24 protein-coding genes and 1 pseudogene are annotated in these 21,313 nt (G+C 48.3%); 16 read left to right on the top strand and 9 right to left on the bottom strand.

Going from position 1 to position 21,313, the window contains the following annotated elements:
• Positions 1 to 807, top strand: a pseudogene (locus tag HMPREF2675_RS11515) (hypothetical protein); the annotation flags it as partial.
• A 1-nt stretch (position 808) separates the two neighbouring features.
• Positions 809 to 1,153, top strand: coding sequence for a hypothetical protein (locus HMPREF2675_RS04040; protein WP_070814143.1), 345 nt, complete (start codon positions 809 to 811; stop codon positions 1,151 to 1,153).
• Positions 1,154 to 1,608: 455 nt separating this feature from the next.
• Here the strand turns inward: HMPREF2675_RS04040 and nadB are convergent, their stop codons facing one another.
• Both nadB and nadA read right to left on the bottom strand, forming a co-directional pair.
• Positions 1,609 to 3,117, bottom strand: coding sequence for an L-aspartate oxidase (gene nadB, locus HMPREF2675_RS04045; RefSeq protein WP_070814144.1), 1,509 nt, complete (start codon positions 3,115 to 3,117; stop codon positions 1,609 to 1,611).
• A gap of 51 nt (positions 3,118 to 3,168) precedes the next feature.
• Positions 3,169 to 4,281, bottom strand: a complete 1,113-nt coding sequence (nadA, locus tag HMPREF2675_RS04050) for a quinolinate synthase NadA (RefSeq protein ID WP_070814239.1) — start codon at positions 4,279 to 4,281, stop codon at positions 3,169 to 3,171.
• 155 nt (positions 4,282 to 4,436) lie between these two features.
• On the opposite strand from nadA, the gene HMPREF2675_RS04055 reads away from it, so the two are divergent.
• The 4 genes from HMPREF2675_RS04055 to nadC all read left to right on the top strand — a co-directional run bounded on the left by HMPREF2675_RS04055 (position 4,437) and on the right by nadC (position 7,219).
• Positions 4,437 to 5,375: an NUDIX hydrolase gene (locus HMPREF2675_RS04055; RefSeq protein ID WP_070814145.1), complete on the top strand. Its 939-nt coding sequence runs from the start codon at positions 4,437 to 4,439 to the stop codon at positions 5,373 to 5,375.
• Positions 5,376 to 5,493: 118 nt separating this feature from the next.
• Positions 5,494 to 5,739, top strand: a complete 246-nt coding sequence (locus tag HMPREF2675_RS04060; protein WP_016687381.1) for a hypothetical protein — start codon at positions 5,494 to 5,496, stop codon at positions 5,737 to 5,739.
• Complete coding sequence (locus HMPREF2675_RS04065; RefSeq protein ID WP_013449309.1) at positions 5,736 to 6,218, top strand: hypothetical protein; 483 nt, start codon at positions 5,736 to 5,738, stop codon at positions 6,216 to 6,218. The genes HMPREF2675_RS04060 and HMPREF2675_RS04065 overlap by 4 nt, the downstream gene beginning before the upstream one ends.
• A gap of 134 nt (positions 6,219 to 6,352) precedes the next feature.
• On the top strand, positions 6,353 to 7,219 hold the full coding sequence (gene nadC / locus HMPREF2675_RS04070; RefSeq protein WP_070814146.1) for a carboxylating nicotinate-nucleotide diphosphorylase: 867 nt from the start codon (positions 6,353 to 6,355) through the stop codon (positions 7,217 to 7,219).
• A 218-nt stretch (positions 7,220 to 7,437) separates the two neighbouring features.
• Here the strand turns inward: nadC and HMPREF2675_RS04075 are convergent, their stop codons facing one another.
• Positions 7,438 to 7,617, bottom strand: coding sequence for a TonB-dependent receptor (locus tag HMPREF2675_RS04075; RefSeq protein ID WP_070461572.1), 180 nt, complete (start codon positions 7,615 to 7,617; stop codon positions 7,438 to 7,440).
• 265 nt (positions 7,618 to 7,882) lie between these two features.
• Here HMPREF2675_RS04075 and HMPREF2675_RS04080 point away from each other — a divergent pair, with 265 nt between their 5' ends.
• The 6 genes from HMPREF2675_RS04080 (at position 7,883) to HMPREF2675_RS11370 (ending at position 12,394) form a co-directional block, all read left to right on the top strand.
• Positions 7,883 to 8,743, top strand: a complete 861-nt coding sequence (locus tag HMPREF2675_RS04080; RefSeq protein WP_070814147.1) for an SDR family oxidoreductase — start codon at positions 7,883 to 7,885, stop codon at positions 8,741 to 8,743.
• On the top strand, positions 8,733 to 9,557 hold the full coding sequence (locus HMPREF2675_RS04085; RefSeq protein ID WP_070814148.1) for an ABC transporter ATP-binding protein: 825 nt from the start codon (positions 8,733 to 8,735) through the stop codon (positions 9,555 to 9,557). Before HMPREF2675_RS04080 ends, HMPREF2675_RS04085 begins: the two co-directional genes overlap by 11 nt.
• 101 nt (positions 9,558 to 9,658) lie before the next feature.
• On the top strand, positions 9,659 to 11,176 hold the full coding sequence (locus HMPREF2675_RS04090) for an ABC transporter permease/substrate-binding protein (protein WP_070814149.1): 1,518 nt from the start codon (positions 9,659 to 9,661) through the stop codon (positions 11,174 to 11,176).
• 173 nt (positions 11,177 to 11,349) lie between these two features.
• Positions 11,350 to 11,631 (top strand): alcohol dehydrogenase catalytic domain-containing protein, encoded by a 282-nt coding sequence (locus HMPREF2675_RS11360; protein WP_070814150.1) that lies wholly within the window; start codon positions 11,350 to 11,352, stop codon positions 11,629 to 11,631.
• Positions 11,606 to 11,914 carry an MDR/zinc-dependent alcohol dehydrogenase-like family protein gene (locus HMPREF2675_RS11365; protein WP_168167154.1) on the top strand — a complete coding sequence of 103 codons (309 nt, stop codon included), beginning with the start codon at positions 11,606 to 11,608 and terminating at the stop codon, positions 11,912 to 11,914. The genes HMPREF2675_RS11360 and HMPREF2675_RS11365 overlap by 26 nt, the downstream gene beginning before the upstream one ends.
• A gap of 9 nt (positions 11,915 to 11,923) precedes the next feature.
• Positions 11,924 to 12,394: a type 2 periplasmic-binding domain-containing protein gene (locus tag HMPREF2675_RS11370; protein WP_210399845.1), complete on the top strand. Its 471-nt coding sequence runs from the start codon at positions 11,924 to 11,926 to the stop codon at positions 12,392 to 12,394.
• A gap of 31 nt (positions 12,395 to 12,425) precedes the next feature.
• On the opposite strand, the gene HMPREF2675_RS04105 is transcribed toward HMPREF2675_RS11370, so the two are convergent.
• The 3 genes from HMPREF2675_RS04105 to HMPREF2675_RS04115 all read right to left on the bottom strand — a co-directional run bounded on the left by HMPREF2675_RS04105 (position 12,426) and on the right by HMPREF2675_RS04115 (position 14,297).
• Positions 12,426 to 13,466, bottom strand: a complete 1,041-nt coding sequence (locus tag HMPREF2675_RS04105; RefSeq protein ID WP_070814151.1) for an LLM class flavin-dependent oxidoreductase — start codon at positions 13,464 to 13,466, stop codon at positions 12,426 to 12,428.
• A gap of 11 nt (positions 13,467 to 13,477) precedes the next feature.
• A complete protein-coding gene (locus HMPREF2675_RS04110) occupies positions 13,478 to 13,684 on the bottom strand; it encodes a zinc-binding dehydrogenase (RefSeq protein ID WP_049249357.1) in 207 nt (68 codons plus the stop codon).
• 238 nt (positions 13,685 to 13,922) lie between these two features.
• Positions 13,923 to 14,297, bottom strand: coding sequence for an Mth938-like domain-containing protein (locus tag HMPREF2675_RS04115; protein WP_070814240.1), 375 nt, complete (start codon positions 14,295 to 14,297; stop codon positions 13,923 to 13,925).
• Between the two features lie 206 nt (positions 14,298 to 14,503).
• On the opposite strand from HMPREF2675_RS04115, the gene HMPREF2675_RS04120 reads away from it, so the two are divergent.
• The 3 genes from HMPREF2675_RS04120 to HMPREF2675_RS04130 all read left to right on the top strand — a co-directional run bounded on the left by HMPREF2675_RS04120 (position 14,504) and on the right by HMPREF2675_RS04130 (position 16,878).
• Positions 14,504 to 15,811: a homoserine dehydrogenase gene (locus HMPREF2675_RS04120; RefSeq protein WP_049330891.1), complete on the top strand. Its 1,308-nt coding sequence runs from the start codon at positions 14,504 to 14,506 to the stop codon at positions 15,809 to 15,811.
• Entirely contained in the window at positions 15,804 to 16,238 is a 435-nt protein-coding gene (locus HMPREF2675_RS04125; protein WP_070814152.1) for a hypothetical protein, read from the top strand. The genes HMPREF2675_RS04120 and HMPREF2675_RS04125 overlap by 8 nt, the downstream gene beginning before the upstream one ends.
• 145 nt (positions 16,239 to 16,383) lie before the next feature.
• The gene (locus tag HMPREF2675_RS04130; protein WP_070814241.1) at positions 16,384 to 16,878 is read left to right on the top strand and encodes a hypothetical protein; all 495 of its coding nucleotides are present in this window, start codon (positions 16,384 to 16,386) and stop codon (positions 16,876 to 16,878) included.
• 46 nt (positions 16,879 to 16,924) lie between these two features.
• Here HMPREF2675_RS04130 and HMPREF2675_RS04135 read toward each other — a convergent pair whose 3' ends face one another.
• Together HMPREF2675_RS04135 and HMPREF2675_RS04140 are read right to left on the bottom strand one after the other, a co-directional pair.
• Positions 16,925 to 17,641, bottom strand: a complete 717-nt coding sequence (locus tag HMPREF2675_RS04135) for an S-methyl-5'-thioinosine phosphorylase (RefSeq protein ID WP_070814153.1) — start codon at positions 17,639 to 17,641, stop codon at positions 16,925 to 16,927.
• 64 nt (positions 17,642 to 17,705) lie between these two features.
• Positions 17,706 to 18,776: an AI-2E family transporter gene (locus tag HMPREF2675_RS04140; RefSeq protein ID WP_070814154.1), complete on the bottom strand. Its 1,071-nt coding sequence runs from the start codon at positions 18,774 to 18,776 to the stop codon at positions 17,706 to 17,708.
• A 202-nt stretch (positions 18,777 to 18,978) separates the two neighbouring features.
• Here HMPREF2675_RS04140 and purM point away from each other — a divergent pair, with 202 nt between their 5' ends.
• Positions 18,979 to 20,013 (top strand): phosphoribosylformylglycinamidine cyclo-ligase, encoded by a 1,035-nt coding sequence (gene purM, locus HMPREF2675_RS04145; protein WP_070814155.1) that lies wholly within the window; start codon positions 18,979 to 18,981, stop codon positions 20,011 to 20,013.
• Positions 20,014 to 20,071: 58 nt separating this feature from the next.
• Here the strand turns inward: purM and HMPREF2675_RS04150 are convergent, their stop codons facing one another.
• Complete coding sequence (locus tag HMPREF2675_RS04150) at positions 20,072 to 21,283, bottom strand: acetate kinase (RefSeq protein ID WP_070814156.1); 1,212 nt, start codon at positions 21,281 to 21,283, stop codon at positions 20,072 to 20,074.
• Between the last annotated feature and the right edge of the window lie 30 nt (positions 21,284 to 21,313).

Consider the following 21,313-nt stretch of genomic DNA (forward strand, 5'->3'; position numbering starts at 1 on the left):
TATTACAGAGACAGCGGTAAATTTGCCGAACATACAGGCTATCGAGATCTAAGAGCAAAGTTGGGACAAAATCCGGTCCATACCGAAGCGCAAAGGAACAGAACCATTGAAGAAAAGACCTACGGCACAATAGGCAGAGGAGTAGGTAAGGGCATCGGCAATACCCTAGCCAACAACCTGCAGGCGGGTCCGCCGCATTATGTATTCGGCATTACGGACTATTCGAACTGGGGCAAAGAACTTGTTCCATACGAGAATCCTGTTGAACGCGCCATCGGCAAGCAGGTAGAGGATGTAACGGAGAAAGCGGTAGCAGCTGTGTCTTTGGGACGGAGTTTGCCGTCAAAGGCTGTTAATGTCCCCTCTAAATTAGCTAAAAGTATTAAGACAGCGGAAACACATAAACCACTGGTACAAAAGACTGGGAAGATGTCCATCCTCGATGGGGAGATGGGATTTACTCAGCAAAATAAAGCTGGTGGAGCAGGCAGAGCTAATTTGTATAGTCAAAATTGGCAAGAAGCAGATTTAAATGCGGCAATAAGAAAATTTGTAGGGACAAACCCATCAGTTAGCTTTACCCCTAAAGGTAAGGCAATTTATCAGGGGCAAAATGGGATCCAAATTATTCATGATATTGAAGGAAATTATTTTAGAATTTTAGATACTAAAATATCTGGAAAACGACCTTATTTGGATTTGAATGGTAATATACCAAATAATAAAATTAATGCGAATGGTAAGCAGCAGGGATGCACTCAAGCTGAATATAATGAAATAACACATTTTAAGATAAGGAGTCATTGATATGAAACAGATAGTTGTCCCTTTAAGTGTTGAGGCCATGAAAAAATTAGATTACGATCAAGCTGATGATAATGAGCTATATGTATTTAAACTTTCAGAACAAGAGGTTAATTTGTTATTTGAGAAAAATTTCTTCGATGAAATAAATGAGATAATAGATACATATATAGATGATTATGAGGATGAAAAAATAATTGATTTAAGAAAATTAATTATTCTAAGAAATTTTTTACAAGATAATTCCCATCAGGCATTGACAGATATCCCTCTTAGAATATATCAAAATATTTTATTTTTAACTCAGCTGGCTATTTCCAAACAGACAGGTTTATTTTTCTTTTTTTAAATAACAAGCGCATTTGGAAATGCAAACCATAGCCCATATAAAACTTAAACTCAACAAGTAGCATGTGTGCGGAACGCACGCATGCGGTTCTCAGGTTTTGAGCCAAAAGGCCGTCTGAAACAACAAATACGGTTTCAGACGGCCTTTGTTTAATGTGCCGATCTTGCGCGGGCTATAAAGCGCAGTTGTCCAAAAAGGTATATTAATAGGCAAATACAAAAAGGAGGCGAAGTCAATTTTACTACCTTCAAACATTTTCAATTTGGAGTATTGCCATGATAATTAATTATCAAGAAGCAAAGAAAATCGCAGTATCTTTTTTAAGTCAAATAGAGCAAGAAATGGGAATTTCATTGTCAATAGTTGAATCCCATGTACGAGAAAATGATGATAGGTGGTTTTCCCATATGGGGGAAATAAGGAAGAGGGGTATTTTGCAAAGGTCTCTATCAGTTTTAACAATCACTATTAAAATGCGCGCCAATGTTCTGTCTCCGCCTGTATGCGGCTTGGGCAAGGGCGAGGCTGCATTCGAGTAGGTTGCGGTTTTCGTATTCGGACGCAGTGTGTGGTTTGGCCAGGTTTTGCTTCCAAAGCCGCAGTTGGGCGATAGCGCGGCGCAGGTCGGTATCGTTGCGGAGGATGCCCAGATGGCGTTGGTTGAACGCTTGCAGGGTGGGGCGGCTGAATGCGTTTTGGAGACCGTCTGAAAAGATGCCAGCTTCGGCGGAGGAGCTTTCAGACGGCCTTTGGAATGGTTCGGTTTGGAACGCTTGTCCGTCCGCGATGGTTTGTGCGGCAAGTCTGGCGGTCACGACGCATTCGAGCAGGGAGTTGCTGGCGAGGCGGTTGGCTCCGTGCAGCCCTGTGCAGGCGGTTTCGCCTAAGGCGTAGAGCTGCGGCAGGGAGGTTCTGCCGCAGGGGTCGGTTTGGATGCCGCCGCAGGTGTAATGTTGCACGGGGCGGACGGGGATGGCTTGGCGCGTGATGTCCAAGCCGCATTGGGACAGGCAGTGCCGATAGATGGACGGGAAATGCTGACGGACGAACGCCGCGGGTTGATGGCTGATGTCGAGTGAGACGAAGTCTTGCGTTTGTTTGGCGATTTCGGCGGCGATGGCGCGGGCAACGATGTCGCGCGGTGCGAGTTCGGCGCGGCGGTCGTAATGCGGCATAAACCGTTCGCCCGATTGGTTGGTTAGGATGCCGCCTTCGCCGCGCACGGCTTCGGAAATCAGGAAGGTGCGGCCGTTTTCAGACGGCCTTGCCAAGCCTGTAGGGTGGAATTGGATAAATTCGAGGTTTTCGACTACGCAGCCTGCGCGTATCGCCATGGCGATAGCGTCGCCCGTGCATTCGGGCGGCGTGGTGGTGGCGGCGTAAATCTGCCCCAAGCCGCCGCCTGCAAGTACGGTATGATGGGCGTGGATGCGGTAGGTTTCTTGCGTTCGGCGGTCAAGGACGGTTAGCCCGCACACTGCGCCTGATTCGGTTTGAACGTCCAACGCCATCTGCCGCTCGCAAACGCGGATGTTCGGGCGGCGGCGTATTTGGGCGATCAGGCTCTGCATGACGGCTTCGCCCGTGTAGTCGGCGACGTGGACGATTCGGCGGCAGGTATGCCCGCCTTCGCGCGTCAGGTGCAGGTCGTTATTATTTTGGTCGAACGCCACGCCCTGCGCCAGCAGCCATTCGATTGCCGGTTTGCCCTGCGACAGGATGGTGCGGACGGCGGCTTCGTTGCACAAACCTGCTCCCGCTTCCAAAGTATCGGCAACGTGTTTTCCGATGTCATCCTCTCCCGACCACACCGCCGCAATCCCGCCTTGCGCATGACGGCTGGCGGTGTCGTCCAGCCAGTTTTTGCACAAAATGACGATGCGGAACGATTCAGGCAGCGACAAGGCGAGCGTCAATGCCGCCAGCCCGTTTCCGGCAATCAATACGTCGCAATCGGTTTGCATGGTGTTGTCCTTGTTTGAGAGGTCGTCTGAAACGGCAATATGGACGGAAAATCAGGCGGGGCCCATGCCGTTGAACACATCTTTTTTCTTCAGCCCTGCCGCGAAGTCGAGCATACGCTGCAAAGGCAGTTTGGCGGCTTCTCCCAGCTTTCTGTCCAACAGGATTTCGTTGTACCCGCTTGCCAGGGCGTATTTGATGCCACCCAGCGAATTCATTGCCATCCACGGGCAGAACGCGCAGCTTTTGCAGCTTCCGCCGTTGCCCGCCGTCGGGGCGGCGATAAACTCTTTGTCGGGTGCCTGCTTTTGCATTTCGTGCAGGATGCCCAAATCGGTCGCCACGATGAATTTTTTTTCGGGGCGCGATACGGCGGCTTTGAGTAGCTTGCTGGTCGAGCCGACCACGTCGCCCAATTCGATGACGCTTTGAGGCGATTCGGGATGAACCAGCACCACCGCGTCGGGATGTTCCGCCTTCAACGCCGCCAATTCCTGCCCTTTGAATTCGTTATGGACGATACACGAACCCTGCCACAGCAGCATATCCGCGCCCGTTTCGCGGCGGATGTAGTCGCCGAGGTGGCGGTCGGGTCCCCAAATCAACTTCTCGCCGCGCGATTTCAAATACGACACGATTTCCAACGCCACCGAAGACGTGACCACCCAGTCGGCACACGCTTTCACGGCAGCGGAAGTGTTGGCGTACACTACGACTGTGCGGTCGGGGTGTTGGTCGCAAAACGCTGAAAACGCCTCTTCCGGGCAACCCAAATCCAAAGAACATTCTGCTTCCAAATCAGGCATCAGCACTGTTTTTTCAGGGCAGAGGATTTTCGCGCTCTCGCCCATGAAGCGTACGCCCGCCACCACCAATGTATCGGCTTCGTGTTCCGCGCCGAAGCGCGCCATCTCCAGCGAATCGCCCACGCATCCGCCCGTTTCCAAAGCCAAATCCTGAATCAGCGGATCGACGTAATAATGCGCCACCAAGACCGCGTTTTTCTCCTTCAACAAAGCCTTGATTTCATCTTTCAGACGGCCTGCCGTCTCGCGGTCGGGTGTGTCGGCAACCTTCGCCCACGCCTGACGGATTTGGCAGGCGGAAGTCGGCGTCTGAATGAGGGGCATATCGTAGTCGAACGAGCGGCGGGCGGCGGTTTGCATGATGTTTCCTTGTGGCTGTTTTTCAGACGGCATAAAGGTTTGCCGTCTATGTTTCAAATAGTTTTTATATTATGCTCAACTTGAGTATAATATGCAAGGTCATCTGAAAACCGCTTTGGTTTACAATAAGGTTTTCTCTTGAATGAAAGCTACGCATGGATGCCTATCCTGAAACAGCAGCCAATCCGCAAAGTATCGTCGAGCTGGTTCCTGTACTTATTGCCATTACAAACGGCAGCTTGAGGGTTTTGACAGTTGCCAAAGGAGAGCTATTACCCAATGGCCTGCTTGCACCGCTTCGCCACTCTCTGCAAGCAGGAGTCAGGATGTGGGTCGCCAAGCAGACTTCGCAGCCTATGGGCTATGTGGAACAGCTTTACACCTTTGTCGATACCCACCGCCGCAACGAACACGGCATGCCCGTCTTGTACGTCAGCTATTTGGGGCTGGTACGCGAGGCCGCCGACAGCATCCTGCATCCCGACGCGAAATGGCAGGACTGCTACGGTTATTTCCCGTGGGAAGACTTGCGCACCGACGGCGGGCAGCGCGACGCCATTATCAGCCGCCTGCGCATTTGGGCAAACTCGGCGGACACGGAGGAAGTGCGCCAAAAGCGGCTCAAGCGCATTCATTTGTGCTGGGGCGTCGAACCGGAAAACTGGTCGGAAGAATACGTTTTGCAACGCTATGAAATGCTGTATGAAAGCGGCCTGATAGCGGAAGCCGCCGAGCCGCAGGCAAACTTCGACTTTGCGCTCACGGGGCAGCCCATGCGCCACGACCACCGCCGCGTGTTGGCAACCGCCCTGTCCCGCCTGCGCGCCAAAATCAAATACCGCCCCGTTATTTTCGAACTGATGCCGCCCGAATTTACGCTGCTGCAACTGCAAAACAGTGTCGAAGCCATCAGCGGCAGACTGCTGCACAAACAAAACTTCCGCCGCCAGATTCAGCAGCAAAACCTCATCGAGCCGTCGGATACCGGCGTATCGGGCAGCAAAGGCCGTCCCGCGCAGCTTTACCGCTTCCGCGACGACGTCCTGCCCGACAGGCTGATTTCGGACATCGGACTGCCGCTGGGCAGCCGTTAGCCCGTTTTCAGACGACCTATAGTGGATTAACAAAAATCAGGACAAGGCGACGAAGCCGCAGACAGTACAGATAGTACGGAACCGATTCACTTGGTGCTTGAACACCTTACCAGGAACTATGGAAGTTTTAAAAAAGATTGGCACCACAGGCAACTCAGCCACAGGCAAACTTTTTCCAGATTTACCTCGCACAAATAAGGGATGGACTGAAAAAACACAAGTGCAATTCAAGCTTGAAGGCCAAGGAAAACCACATGTGAATAAAGGAAAAGGGGTAGTCAATACAGGACTGGGGAAATCTGGCGGCAAAGAAGCTTTTGAGAAACAGATTATTCATTTTGAAAAAATTGGAGATATAAAATGAGCTATTTAAATTTAGATGATGATATGTATTTGGTTTATGATTTTAAAAAAGATATGAAAAATAGAAAAAAGAAGGAGCATATTGAAGATACAAGATTACTGTCATTGAATGACGAAAGTATCTTTGGCATCAAAAAAGACAAAGGATTGTTTGCGTCGGATGAATGGTGGGCTAATATTGATTCCGGACAGATTATCACCAGAAGCGTTTCCGGAGTAATATCGTCAATATATGAGGCGGGAATGGAAAGAAGAAACATACCGAATAGTTTTAGTTTTATAGATGGTGAAGGCATCGTAAGGAATGAAAGTATGTATATGATGAATAAATCCGACAGACATTTATTTTGTGAAGGGAAAAAAATTGCTATTTTTTACGCGTATGACGAATTAAAAATATCAAAACAAAGAAAAGGAGACGTAATTGATTTGGAAAACAACTATGTTGAGCAAGTCATTGAAATGGCAATTTCAAAATAATCAGATGACGCCGGAGAGAATTGTTCTCTTTGAGCTAAGGCGAGGCAACGCCGTACTGGTTTTTGTTAATCCACTATAAAATGAAGTTTTGCTCCATCGGTGCAACATCAATCTTTTTCAACAAAGGAAACCCCATGTCGTCTGAAAACACCCTCTTCCCCCTGCCCGACACCCTGTTGCGCCCCATGGTCGAACAAGCCCTGAGCGAAGACTTGGGCAGGCGCGGCGACATTACGTCCGCCGCCGTCATCGCCCCCGATAAAACCGCCAAACTCTTCCTCGTCAGCCGCGAAAACGGCGTCATCGCCGGCATGGACTTGGCACGTCTTGCCTTTCAGACGATGGATCCGTCCGTCCGCTTCCAAGCCGAAAACCGAGACGGACAAGCCGTCCGCGCAGGTCAGACGCTTGCCGCCGTCGAAGGCAACGCCCGCGCGCTGCTCGCCGCCGAACGCACCGCGCTCAACTACCTCACGCACTTAAGCGGCATCGCCACCGCTACCGCTCGCGCAGTAGCCGAAGTTGCTGGTTACAATGTGGACATCGTGTGCAGCCGCAAAACCATCCCACTGCTTCGCGTCCTGCAAAAATACGCCGTCAGAGCAGGTGGGGGTGTGAACCACCGCATGGGCTTGGACGACGCCATCCTCATCAAAGACAACCATCTTGCCTATTGTGACAGCATCGCCCAAGCTGTGCAGCAGGCAAAACAGGCGGTCGGACCGTTGACCTGCGTGGAAATCGAAGTGGACACATTGGCGCAACTGGACGAAGCCATCGCGGCGGGCGCGGAACGGATTTTGCTGGACAACATGGACGATGAAACCTTGAAAGAAGCGGCAAACCGTTGCCACACACACACTATCTATTGCGAAGCATCGGGCGGCATCGGCTTCAACCGCCTGAAGCGTGTGGCACAAACCGGCGTGGACGGCATCGCCCTCGGCTATCTGACCCACAGCAGCCGTTCGTTGGACATAGGGTTGGATTTCGCGGCTTAAATTTTGAGTTTGCTATAAAGCAAAGGCCGTCTGAAATATAGACGTTTCATTTTCAAACAGCTTTTTTAATTCCAAAGCAGAAGATATAAAAATTATGCAGGTTAGCTTCAACTTTCATATAACATGAAAGAGTAGGGCATAACTAAGCCATCATGTAAAAAGCCGTCTGAAATCCAATGTTCAGACGGCTTTTTACTCTCAAAATGATTAATTGGTCATTACCATTTTCCAGTTATCCCAATACGGATTGTCCTACCTGGTGCAGGCAGATAGGAGCGGCTCATCGGGTCGAGATAGTAGCGGTTGGTCAGATTGCTGCCCACCAGTTCGGCAGTCAGATTTTTGCCGATTTTATAACGCAGGTAGGCATCCCATACCGCAACAGGCTGCCAGCGCATATAGTCGGGGTCTGCCTGTTTTCCATTACCTGCTTGGTCGTAATATACCTGAAAAATCGCCCTGCGGTATTATTCAGCTTAATAATCAAGTAAGTCTTTCGCGGCTTATCGTATGTAGGAAAACTGCTACAATAATAACCATCAATAAACCATCCCTTGAATCTATTCAGTCTACCTGAAACTCAAAAAGCAGCATGCACATGGTTTTACAGAAACCCTGTAAACGGCAAAGCTGTCTCTTTAGAAAACGCATAAGGAAAACAACATGAATCTAGCCATCACTGGCTCCAGCGGCAACATCGGTGGTATGGTCGCCCGTCATCTGAGCACATGCGGCCTGCCGCTTATCCTGCCGCTGCGTAACCCCGCCAAAGCGCCCAATCTCACGAACTGCGAGGCGCGACGGTTTGCCTATGGCGATTTGGAGCTTGCTAAGCAGGCTTTAAATGGGGTGGACGTGCTGTTTATGGTGTCCGCCGCCGAAAGTCCGATGCGCGAACAGGAGCATTTGACTTTGGTGCAGGCTGCTTCGGAAGCGGGCGTGAAGCATATTGTCTATCTCTCTTTTGCTCAAGCGGCGTTGGACAGCACCTTCACGCTGGCGCGTACTCATGCGGTTACCGAAAATGCAATCCGGCAAACAAATATGCGCTACACCTTTCTGCGCGACAATTTTTACAGTGAGATGATGGCAACAATTGCTAATGCAGACGGCATCATCGCAGGCCCAGCCGACGACGGGCGCGTTACCTGCATTTCACAGCGCGATGTCGCCCAAGCAGCGGCAAACGTTATCGCCGACATCGCTTGCGACAATCACCACCACGATAATCAGACCTACACACTGACCGGTTCCCAATCATTAAGTTTTGTTGAAATAGCCGCCATCTTAACCGAAATCACCGGCAAACCGCACTGCTACCACAATGAAACTGTGGAAGAAGCCTTCGCCAGCCGCAAAGCTGAGTATCCTGACACGCCCGATTGGCAGATTGAAGCCTGGGTTTCTACCTACACTGCCATTGCCAAAGGCGAGCTTGCTACCGTTTCAGACGACCTGCCGCAGTTGTTGGGACGCGCACCGATTAGTTTTGAAGACGTAGTAAAGGCACAATATGCAAAATAATCTTGTCCCATTTATCGAGTTTCGTGGCACAGGCAAGCATTATGACGGCAAATATGCTGTGCGTGATTTGGATTTGACCATTTATCAGGGTGAATTTTTCGTGTTGGTGGGTGGCTCGGGTAGCGGCAAATCCACCACTTTACGCATGATTAACGCGCTAATTGAACCGACCGATGGCAACGTTTATCTGCACGGGAAACGGATTAAAGACTACGACATCCGTCAGCTCCGCCACCAAATTGGTTACGTATTGCAGCAAATCGCGCTTTTTCCCACCATGACCGTCGCGGAAAATATCGAACTCATGCCTGACGTACTGGGCTGGCCGAAAGCCGAACGCAAAACGCGTGTGAATGAATTATTGGAGCTGGTGGAACTTGACCCTGCGCACTACCGCGACCGCTATCCGCACGAACTTTCCGGCGGTGAACAGCAGCGCATCGGCATTTTGCGAGCCATTGCAGCCAAGCCCCAAGTTCTGCTGATGGACGAACCGTTTTCAGCACTTGACCCGCTGGTGCGCACCGTGCTGCAAGACCAAATTGCTATGATTCACCAAAAATTTGGCACCACTATCGTTTTCGTTACCCATGATATGCAGGAAGCCGCCAAACTCGCTTGCCGTATCGGTGTAATGCATAATGGCAAACTGGTACAAATCGGCACACCTGAAGAAATCAAAAAGCAGCCGGCAAATGATTATGTGCAATCGCTGTTTTCCACCGCCGACGCACCCGATGCCGAACGCATCATCCACCAATTCTTACGGTTGGATAAACAGGGACAGGAAGCTGTGAGAAGGGCAATGTTATGATGGTGAAGGCCGTCTGAAACCTCTTTCAAGGCGCTAATACCTTACTGTAAAGCAAACATAAACATCTATTATTCAACATACTAACCATAACAATTAAAACTATGCTCTCATCCCTAAACGTTACCCTAGCAGAACTCTGGCAAATGCTACTTACGCATTTATGGCTTTCCGGACTGGCTTTGCTCGTGGCAGTGGCAATTGCGGTGCCTGCGGCCGTGTTGTTTGCGCGCAGACAGCGGGCAGCGGAAGCGGTATTGCAGTTCACCAATATATTGCAAACCATTCCGTCTTTGGCGCTGCTGGGTTTGCTGATTCCGTTTGTTGGTATCGGTTCGCCGCCCGTCTTGATTGCGCTCACGCTATACGCGCTGTTGCCGATTTTTCAAAATACCTATTTGGGGCTGACCCAAATCGACCAATCGATTCAAGATGCATACACTGCATTCGGACTATCGCGCTGGCAATCATTGTGGCGGATTGAGCTACCGATGGCTTTGCCTGCCATGATTTCGGGCATTCGCACGGCGGCGGTGCTGATTGTCGGCACGGCAACTCTGGCGGCGTTAATTGGTGCAGGCGGCTTGGGTAACCTGATTCTGCTCGGCATTGACCGCAACAACATGACAATGACGTTTACCGGCGCATTGCTCTCCGCATTATTGGCTGTCGGTGTAAGCGGCATTATCGGGCTGTTGCAGAAATCACGACGCAAGTTGCCGATTATTCTTGCATTGGTGGTGGGCTTCGGCGCACTCGGTCTGTCGCAGATTTCATTTACACCTGCCACAAAAAACGTGGTGGTTGCCGGCAAAATGGGGAGTGAGCCGGATATTCTGATTAACATGTATAAATTATTGATTGAACGTGAGAATTCGAACGTGAAAGTCACAGTCAAACCTAATTTTGGCAAAACTACTTTCCTGTTTAGCGCACTGAATAGTGGCGAAATCGATATTTATCCTGAATTCACCGGCACAGTGCTGGAAGCCTTAGTACAAGTACCAACTGAACAGAAGAAGCGCCATCTGTCGCCAGATGAAACCTATCAACGGGGCAAACAATTATTGGCGGAACAATATCAGTTAGAGTTTCTGCCACCAATGTCTTATCAGAACACTTATGCGTTGGCAGTCAAAGAAAGCTACGGCGCGGAGCACCAACTGAATGCCATCAGCGACTTGAAGCAGGTAGCACCCGATATCCGAGCAGGTTTCTCACTGGAGTTTACCGACCGAGCAGACGGCTACAAAGGCATGCAGGCAGCAGGTATCACGCTGAAACATATTGTTAGCTTGGAACCTGCCTTACGCTATACCGCATTGTTGAATGACAAAATCGACTTGGTGGAAGCCTTTTCTACCGATGCAGAATTGAAGCAATACCAGTTGCGCCTGCTGAAAGACGATATTTCTCTGTTTCCTGCTTACCAGGGGGCACCATTGATGAAAGTGGAATTTGCCGAAAAAAATCGTCAAATTGTGACCGCACTTAACCGACTGGCGGGAAAAATTAGCGAAGAGGAAATGAGCGAGATGAACTACCGCGTGAAAGTGCAAGGTGAAAACGCGGAACACGTGGCGCGGGATTATTTGGAGAAGAATGGGTGGTTAGGAAAGTGAAACTAGCAGGGGGTGTTTTCAGGTAGCCTGAAAGCATAAAAAGCAGCCTGCACGCCCTCTCCCGAGTTTTCAGACGGCCTTCGGGCTACCTGAAAACGGTGCGGGGCAAGTTTCTGCGAAGCTAACATATCTCCCAGCAATCGCCCTGTAAAAACAATTTATTAGGAAACTTCATGAAAGCCGTAAAAATCTACCAAGCTGGCGGCCTGGAACAACTAATTTATCAAGACGTGCCAACACCTGATATCAAAGAGGGTTGGTCACTGGTAAAAATCAAAGGCTTCGGCATCAACCATTCTGAGATTTTCACGCGTGAAGGCAAATCGCCATCCGTGCATTTTCTGCGCATTTTAGGCATTGAATGTGTAGGCGAAGTGGCGCAAAGTTCCACGCCCGCGCTGGCGGTCGGACAAAAGGGTCGTCTCTATTATGGGCGAAATGGGGCGCGCCTTTGACGGCAGCTACGCCGAATATTTGTTGCTACCCAACGAGCAAATTTACCCCGTTCATACCGATTTGGATTGGACAACCCTTGCCGCCATCCCCGAAACCTACTACACCGCGTTCGGCTCATTGCAGCAGCTTCGTATCGCGCCGCAAGATCGTGTGCTGGTGCGTGGTGCAGGCAGCGGCGTGGGCGTAGCCTTTGCACAGCTGCTCAAAGCGCAGTTTCCGCATGTGGTACTGCACGGTTCAACGCGTAATCCTGCCAAAGCTGCCCGTTTGCAGGCGGTCTGATTTGACGAAGTGATTACTGAAGCCGATGACAAAATACAAACCGACCAAAGCTACGACAAAATTCTGGAATTGGTCGGGACGCCAACTTTGCTCAAGCGATTAGATTTTCCTAAAGATCTGCAAGATTTAGCTCAAAATTATCCGCTGAGTGGTTTGATTGACCCTAAGCTCAAACGTATTTGGCAGTGGCAAATCAATGCTGAACAACGCTTTATGCCAAACCGCGCGATTTTTTTTGCCTCAGATGTGCAAAGCGAACTGCAATCAGCATTGGCTGGACGCACTTGCTCTTATCTTATTAACAGTGTTTGTGATCCCTATTTAGAAAACGGTCAATTGGTGGAGCTCTTCCCTGAAATTGAAAAGGGAAAATGGCAGCTTTATTTGTATCGACCATATCAAACGATTGTTGCCGAGCGGGTGATATGGGTATATAACAAACTAAAAGAGATCTTGTTAGCGAAAATGGTTAAGGCATAAAAACATGGCGAGATAATCTCGCCATGTTTTTTTACAATAGCTTATCCACAATCGCTTTCAACATCGTGTAAGATTGGGTTTGTTTTTGTTCATCAAAAATATAGCTCACTGCCATAATTTCATCAAAATGTACCCGCTCACGTAATTGCTTGAGTTGAAAATCCACGCTTTCAGGACTACCGATAAGCGAACAAGCAGTCATTTGTTCTACTACGGCACGCTCTTGGTTGTAAATTGGGATTTCCTCGAAATTGACAGGGCCAAAGTGCGGTTTCTTTTGGGCGTGCATTTGAGCTTTCCAAACATCTTCTTCTGAAGCCATAGGCGGTTGTAAATTTTGTTGTGCGTTAGTCACCACGCTTAAGAAAAATAGTGTTTGTGTTGTCGCCAGTTGTTTCGCTTCTTTATCGGTTTCAGCAACAATCGCGTTCACACCTAAGATGACATAAGGTTCAGCAAGATAGGTAGAAGGTTTGAAGTTTTTGCGGTAAATCTCAACCGCCATTTCCATCATGCGTGGCGCAAAGTGTGAAGCAAAGGCGTAAGGCAAGCCAAGCTCTGCCGCAAGATACGCACTTTCGGTGCTAGATCCTAAAATGTAAAACGGTATATTCAAGCCCGCAGAAGGATAAGCAGAAACTGGGTTGCAATCTTTAAAGTAACCTCGAAGTTCTGCAATTTCAGCAGGGAAATCCAGACTGTTTCGTCCACGGCGAAGTGCTGCAGCCGTTTGCATATCAGTTCCTGGTGCACGGCCTAAACCGAGTTCAACACGGTTTGGATAAAGCGTCTCCAGTGTGCCATATTGCTCAGCTACTACATACGGCGAATGATTCGGTAACATCACACCACCTGACCCCACACGCAAAGTTTTCGTATTGGCTAGCGTATGTTGAATTAAAAGTGCGGTCGCTGAACTCACCAAATTTTTCATATTATGATGCTCAGCAATCCAATAGCGTTCAATGCCAATGTTCTCAGCATGTTTTGCAAGATTCACCATCGAATCGACCGCTTGCAAATAAGTTTGCCCTTCACGAACGGGGGCAAGATTGAGAATAGAAAGTTTCATGGTGTTTCTCCTTATTGATTGAGCAAAGTGAAATCCAACATCACTTTCCCAATATGCGTGCCTTTGTCCATTTCTATATGGGCTCTTGCTACGTCTTTAAAATCAAATACTTGATGAATAATCGGTTTGCCGATTTCACCGTTGCCGAGTTTTTCCCAGAGCTCGTTGCGTAAGGATTGGGTGATTTCTGCCTTTTCTAATTTGGTGCGACTGCGCATTGTTGAGCCGGTGATTATGAATATTGATATCTATTGGCTGAATTATACTTTATTTTAAGATAAAAAAAAGCTTAGTGAGAAAAAAGAGAATATTGAGATGAGGGAACGTGAATTAGTTTAGTAGGTTTAAATAAACGAGCAACAGATATCTTAATGAACAAATGCTAGCATTATGAATTTAACATAATATAAATTATGCGAATTTTTACTAGTATGATGCAAAAGTCTTTTCTACAAATTATGGCCACAACCAAGCCCATGTGCTTCGGCCTTCTCCTTGCAGTAAAACTAAAGTTCGGCAAGCTGAGGCTGTGTTCATGCATTCTAAGCCGATTCCGTAGGCTGATAATGCTGCTGCAATTTTAGGATGCAGAAATTTTTGTTTTGCTCCTGTGCCTACAATAATGACTTCTGGACGGTTTTCTGCTATTTCAATTGCTGATGTAAAAATTTGTTCGTTTAATTCTTCGATGGTTGTTTGAGGAATGATGCTCACTTTACCATCTTGCCAGGAAATGGGTTCTGAATATGTTTGTTCTCCGATTTGCAATATGCCTTGTGAGGATGAAAAAAATGATGTGGCTTCATCGATATGGTTTTCTGTGATTTTCATGGCAATTCCTGTTTTTATGGTAGAACGATTTTTCAGACGGCCTTGGGAAACTTGCAAAAAAAGGTGCAAAATCAAGCAATATCAGGTAGGATTCAACGTTTAACCTTGTGCATTGATGCTTTGCTCTGAATTTACGATTGCAAGCGATTATAACAAGCCTTGGTTTTTCGTGATTATTTTAAAGTATCGGCTCAAAAGGAGACACAATGAAGCCAGTAAATATCGGTCTTTTAGGTTTGGGTACAGTCGGTGGCGGTACGGCCACTGTATTGCAGGACAACGCTGCGGAAATCAGCCGCCGCTTGGGGCGTGAAGTCCGTATTTCTGCTGTTTGTGATTTGAGCGAAGAAAAAGCCAAACAAATTTGCCCGAATGCTGCTTTTATCAAAGATCCGTTTGAGCTGGTTCAGCATCAAGATGTTGATGTTGTTGTTGAATTGTTTGGCGGTACCGGTATTGCCAAAGATGCGGTATTAAAAGCGATTGAAAACGGCAAACACATTGTTACTGCCAATAAAAAACTGCTGGCTGAATACGGCAATGAAATTTTCCCTTTGGCGGAAGAAAAAAATGTCATGGTGCAGTTTGAAGCTGCTGTTGCCGGCGGTATCCCTATTATCAAGGCTTTGCGTGAAGGCTTGGCTGCGAACCAAATCCGCAGTATCGCCGGTATCATTAATGGCACCAGCAACTTCATTCTGACTGAAATGCGCGAAAAAGGCAGCGCGTTTGCAGACGTACTGAAAGAAGCTCAGGCTTTGGGCTATGCTGAAGCTGACCCTACTTTTGACATCGAAGGTCATGATGCAGGCCATAAAATTACGATTATGAGCGCATTGGCATTTGGTACGCCAATGAACTTTTCTGCCTGCTATTTGGAAGGCATCAGCAAACTCGACAGCCGCGACATCAAATATGCTGAAGAACTCGGCTACCGTATCAAATTGTTGGGCATTACCCGTAAAACCGACAAAGGCATTGAGTTGCGTGTACACCCTACTCTGATTCCTGAAAGCCGTCTGCTGGCTAACGTTAACGGTGTGATGAATGCTGTCCGTGTCAATGCCGATATGGTTGGTGAAACCTTGTATTATGGTGCAGGCGCCGGTGCATTGCCGACTGCTTCTGCCGTAGTTGCCGACATCATTGATATTGCCCGCCTGATTGAAGCGGAAACTGACCATCGTGTTCCTCACTTGGCATTCCAGCCTTCACAAGTTCAAGCGCAAAATATTCTGCCTATGGATGAAATCACCAGCAGCTACTATTTGCGCGTTCAAGCAACTGACGAACCGGGCACTTTGGGTCAAATTGCCGCACTCTTGGCCAAAGAAAATGTTTCTATCGAGGCTCTGATTCAAAAAGGCGTGATTAATCAAAGCACTGCCGAAATCGTGATTCTGACTCACACCACAGTGGAACACAACGTCAAACGCGCTATCGCAGCGATTGAAGCTCTGAGCTGCGTGGATGCTCCGATCACCATGATCCGCATGGAAAGCCTGCATGACTGAGCAACAAACGGAAAGGCCGTCTGAAGAGCAACTGGCAGCCAGAAAGAAAGCCAAGGCAAAAATCCGCACCATCCGCATTTGGGCATGGATTATTTTGTCTTTGCTGGCTCTGACTGCCCTGCTCTCACAATGCGCCATGAACAAGCCGCAGATGAAACAAAATGTGGTGGAGTCTTGTGTGAAAAACATTCCTTTTGCTGAAAAATGGCAAGCTGATTTAAAGGCAAAAGGTTTGGATCCGCAAAACGAGAAATTGGCTCAAGACTATTGTGTCTGCATGTGGGATCAGCCCTTAAGCAAACTCTCTGACGAGCAAATCCGTAACTTCGGCAAAATCAGCCCTGAGGAGCAACTCAAACTCTTGGGTGGCGCGGAAGCTTTTGAGGCACGCGATAAGCAGTGCGTAGCTGATTTAAAGGCTGAGTAAACCAAAATATCGGTTTAAGCCAAAGCTACAAGGCCGTCTGAACAACAGACGGCCTTTCTTATATTGATAAATAGTAATAAGAATTGATTTCATTATATTTTAAGTTTAAGATAGCTTGGTTAATTGCTTTTCTATGGTTGTTGCCATGCGTTACCACTTTCCTATTGCCATTGATATTTATGATTTTTTGTATACCGGCCGGTTTGACTATCTGGAAATCGGACAATCGGCAGAGTCTATTTTGCAGATGTTTCCTGCGCCTGATTGCGTCCCTAAAGGCTTGTTGGTACAAAAAGGCTGGAATATTTGGCTTTATGGCGATATTGAACTGCATTTCTCCGATAATCGGCTGACACAGATTCGTGCTGATTTTCAGCCTAATACTGCATTAAGCGGCGGCCGTTGGGTAAAGTTGAATCCGTGGTTTTTTGCAAATGGCTGCCTTGATGTATATGCCGTCATTCAACGCTTGGTACAACGCAATATCGATTTTATTAAAACGGAAACGCATACCAATTTGATTTTACAGCTGCAAAGCGGGGTCGAATTGATTTTTGAAAAATGTCGGGGCATGCAACTTGCCTCGTTCCGCAAACAAAAAGCTTCCCTGCCCCATTGGGCGCGTGAAACGGCTTCTTAAATAAAACAATGCCGTCTGAAAACATTATTTCAGACGGCATTATCAGTTACAAACCATTCAATAATTGCCGGATTTTCGTCATCGCCATAGAAGTCTGTTCATCACAGCCATCAGTCCCTACTCCGCTATCAAAGCAATCAATGCTGCTGACGCTGCAAAAGTGGGCATAGGCCATTTTCAACTCCCTGGCCAAAACGGCTTCAGGCATACCGGTCATACCGAGTACATCTACCCCGTCACGGCGATAACGGGCGATTTCTGCTCGGGTCGGACGGCGCGGGCCTTGCAGGCAACCATAAACGGCGGAATCGTAAATCGGCACATTGTGCGCTTTCGTGATATTCAACAATTCTTGTCGCAATTCATCGCAATAAGGGTTGAAAAAATCGGTATGGACGACAGGGCATTCTTGGCCTTCAAAAAAAGTATCTTTACGGCCATAGGTATAGTCGATTAAATCGTCCGGCAACACCAAACTGCCGTTTTCAAAATCGGGATTGATACCGACGACTGAGGAAATGGCAATAATGTTTTCAACGCCTAAAGAGTGTAATGCCCAAATATTGGCGCGATAGTTGATTTCATGCGGCGCGATGGTATGGCTGAAGCCGTGGCGGGCAAGAAAAACAATATCCAAGCGCCCTAACCTGCCGAACAAAATAGGGCTGCTGGTTAAGCCGTAAGGGGTGCGTACGATTTTTCGTTCAGTAATTTCGAGCTCCGGCAGTTTTGTCAAACCGCTGCCGCCGATAATGGCTAACATATAGACTTCCTTTGTTATCAATGGCCGTCTGAAACTTGGATTTCAGACGGCCTTAATGATCGATTTATTTATGTTTGTAGAAATGGCTGCCGAAATAGGCAGATGCACCTTCACGCAATAGAACCAACGTGACGGCGGCAAGCGGCAGGCCGGCAAGCATACCAACGAAGCCCATCAGTTGCCCGAAAGCCATCAACGAGAAAATCACCCAGAAAGGCGAAAGACCGATGCGGTCACCGACGATTTTAGGCGTAATGAAAAAGCTTTCCAAAAATTGTCCGACACCGAATACAGCCCAGACCATCAACAAGTCCTGCCATGAGTTGAACTGCAAAAGCGCGGCAACCGTGGCCAGCAAAAGGCCGGTAAATGCACCCAAATACGGGATAAACACCAAGATACCGGCAATCATACCGATGGCAAATCCGGAATCCAAACCGACCAACATCAAGCCCAAGCCATAGACCAAGCCCATAATCATCATAACCATCAGCTGGCCGCGCAGAAATTCGCCCAAAACTTCGTCCATATTGCCGCTGATACGTGTGTAGGTCTCGATAAAACGGCGCGGAACCAATTTGCTGATTCCGGAAGACCAGCGTTTCCAGTCCAACAAAAAGTAATACAACAGCAAAGGCAACAATACCAAATTGCTGACGCCGCTGATTACGTTGCCGCTTTGACGCATCAAGGTAGGAATCCACGCTTTGAGCGTATTGCTCAACTCATCCGTATGCGACTGTAACCATGCGATGATTGATTCTTGATCGATTTGAATATAATCCCCACTGACGCTGTTGAGCCACGGCAGCAGTTTGTTTTGAACAAAGCCCACGATTTGCGGCAGGCGTTCGGCCAGATTGTTAAACTGGTTCAACAACATAGGCACGATAATCAGCACTAACGACAGCAATACCAGCAAGGCAAACGCCATAATAATCATGGAGGCCGGTGCGCGGCGGATACGCTTCAATTGCAGCCATTCGACCAAGGGATTTAAAACATAGGCCAAAACGGCGGCCACAATAAACGGCGTCAAAACATCGCCCAAGGCATATAAAAGCCAAATAAAGGCTGCAACGACGCAAGCCATAATTACCCACGGTTTTGCGCCACGCTCTTTCTTTTGATACATAAAAAGGTATTTCCCAATTGATGTTTAAGGTTTTCAAAATAAATAAGCAGTATAACAGATTCACAAAGGCCGTCTGAAAGTGCGGCACCAATCAAGGCAAAATAAAATTGTTAACAATAACGCCAAAAAATTCAGCCTGAATCCTCCAATTTAAGATAAAATACGCTCCGACAATCTACCCATACCCGAATAAGGAAATCCAATGAGCACTTCTTTGAGCTATCGTGACGCAGGCGTGGATATCGACGCAGGCGATCAACTGGTCGAAAACATCAAACCTTTTGCCAAACGTACTATGCGCCCTGAAGTGTTGGGTGATTTGGGCGGTTTCGGCGCTTTGGTCGAAATCGGCAAGAAATACAAAAATCCGGTATTGGTTTCCGGTACGGACGGCGTCGGCACCAAGCTGAAACTGGCATTCGACTGGGACAAACACGATACCGTCGGCATCGATTTGGTTGCCATGAGCGTCAACGACATTTTGGTTCAAGGTGCAGAACCTTTGTTCTTCTTGGACTATTTCGCTTGCGGCAAGCTGGATGTTGCCCGCGCGACTGATGTGATTAAAGGTATTGCTCAAGGTTGCGAAGAATCCGGTTGCGCTTTGATTGGCGGTGAAACTGCCGAAATGCCGGGCATGTATCCCGAAGGCGAATACGACTTGGCCGGTTTTGCCGTCGGCGTGGTCGAAAAAGAACGCGTGATTAACGGCCGCAGCATTCAGGCCGGAGATGTTGTTTTGGGCTTGGCTTCCAACGGCGCACACTCCAACGGCTACTCCTTGGTACGCAAAATCATCGAGCGCGACAATCCTGATTTGGACGCGGAATTCGACAACGGCAAAACCTTGCGCGAAGCCATCATCGCTCCTACCCGCCTGTATGTGAAACCTATTCTTGCCGCTTTGGAAAAATTTACCATTAAAGGCATGGCCCACATTACCGGCGGCGGCATTACCGAAAACGTACCTCGCATTTTGCCTGAAAATACCGTTGCGCAAATCGATGCCAAAGCGTGGGAATTGCCTAAATTGTTCCAATGGCTGCAAAAAGCGGGCAATGTGGAAACCCAAGAAATGTACCGTACGTTCAACTGCGGTATCGGCATGGTCGTTATCATTGCCAAAGAAGATGCCGATGCGGTACAGGCATTCTTGAGCGAACAAGGCGAAACCGTTTATCGTTTGGGCGTTATTCGTGAACGCAACGGCGACGAGCATCAAACCCAAGTGGCTTGATTTGAGATGCAATGAAAAAGTGCGGATGATGAATCCGCACTTTTTTATTTACACTACCCTAGCCTACTTCTTCCAAAAATCCTGCCAACTGTGCCGTATCGTGGGCAATCATCAGCTCTTCATTGGTTGGCACAACCAAAACAGCCGGAGAAGAACCTGTCGGGCTGATAATGCCTGAATTGCCGTAGCGTTTTTCCATATTGGCTTTGGTGTCGATGTGCAGACCTAAGAAATCAAGATAAGAAACGGTTTTGGCACGGATGTTGCGCGAGTTTTCGCCGATACCGCCGGTAAACACGAGCGCGTCAACGCCGCCGCAAGCCACAGCCATCGAAGCAATGTATTTGGCAAGGCGGTAGGTCATGACTTCCAGGGCCAAACGCGCACCTTCATGACCTTCGTCCGCCGCGATTTCCAAAGAACGGCAGTCGTTGGAAAGTTCGGAAATACCGAGCAATCCTGATTTTTTGTTCAACATTTCATCAACTTGGGCAACATCCAAACCGGCATGGGAAGTCAGATAGCTGTACACGCCCGGGTCGATGTCGCCGCAGCGTGTACCCATTACCAAACCTTCGATCGGCGTGAAGCCCATACTGGTGTCAACGGATTTGCCGTTTTTGATGGCGGTAATGGATGCGCCGTTGCCTAAGTGGGCAATAATCATGCGGATGTCTTCCAACGGTTTGCCCAAGATGCGAGCGGCTTCAGGGGCAACGTAACGCATACTGGTACCATGGAAACCGTAGCGGCGGAAAGCGTATTTCTTACGCAATTCACGCGGAACGGCATAAGTGTAGGCACGCTCCGGCATGGTTTGGTGGAACGAAGTATCCATCACGCCGACATTGGGCAGACCCGGGAAATGTTCTTGTGCGGCCAAAATACCGTTGATATTGGCAGGGTTGTGCAGCGGAGCGAGCGGAATGCAGGCATTGAGTTCGTCCATGACTGCTTGGTCGATCAAAACAGATTCGCTGTATTTTTCGCCGCCGTGTGCGATGCGGTGGCCGATGGCTTTAATTTGGTCGTGCAGACCATGTTTTTCCAGTTCTTTCAGCAACATGCCTACTGCACCGGCGTGGTCGTTACGGCTGGTCAAAGCAGTTTGGCATTTTTTACCGTCTTTGTTGAACGTAATGATTGCTTCGGGCGTACCCAAGCGTTCGCCGAGACAGCTCAGAAGAACTTTGCCGTTTTTACGGTCGATAACGGCACCTTTGAGTGAAGAGCTGCCGCAGTTCAGAACAAGAATGAGTTGGTTGGACATGGTGTTTCTCCTTTGAATTTTGATTGTTTT

This window comes from Neisseria sp. HMSC061H08 (assembly GCF_001836795.1).
Lineage (GTDB): Bacteria > Pseudomonadota > Gammaproteobacteria > Burkholderiales > Neisseriaceae > Neisseria > Neisseria subflava_A.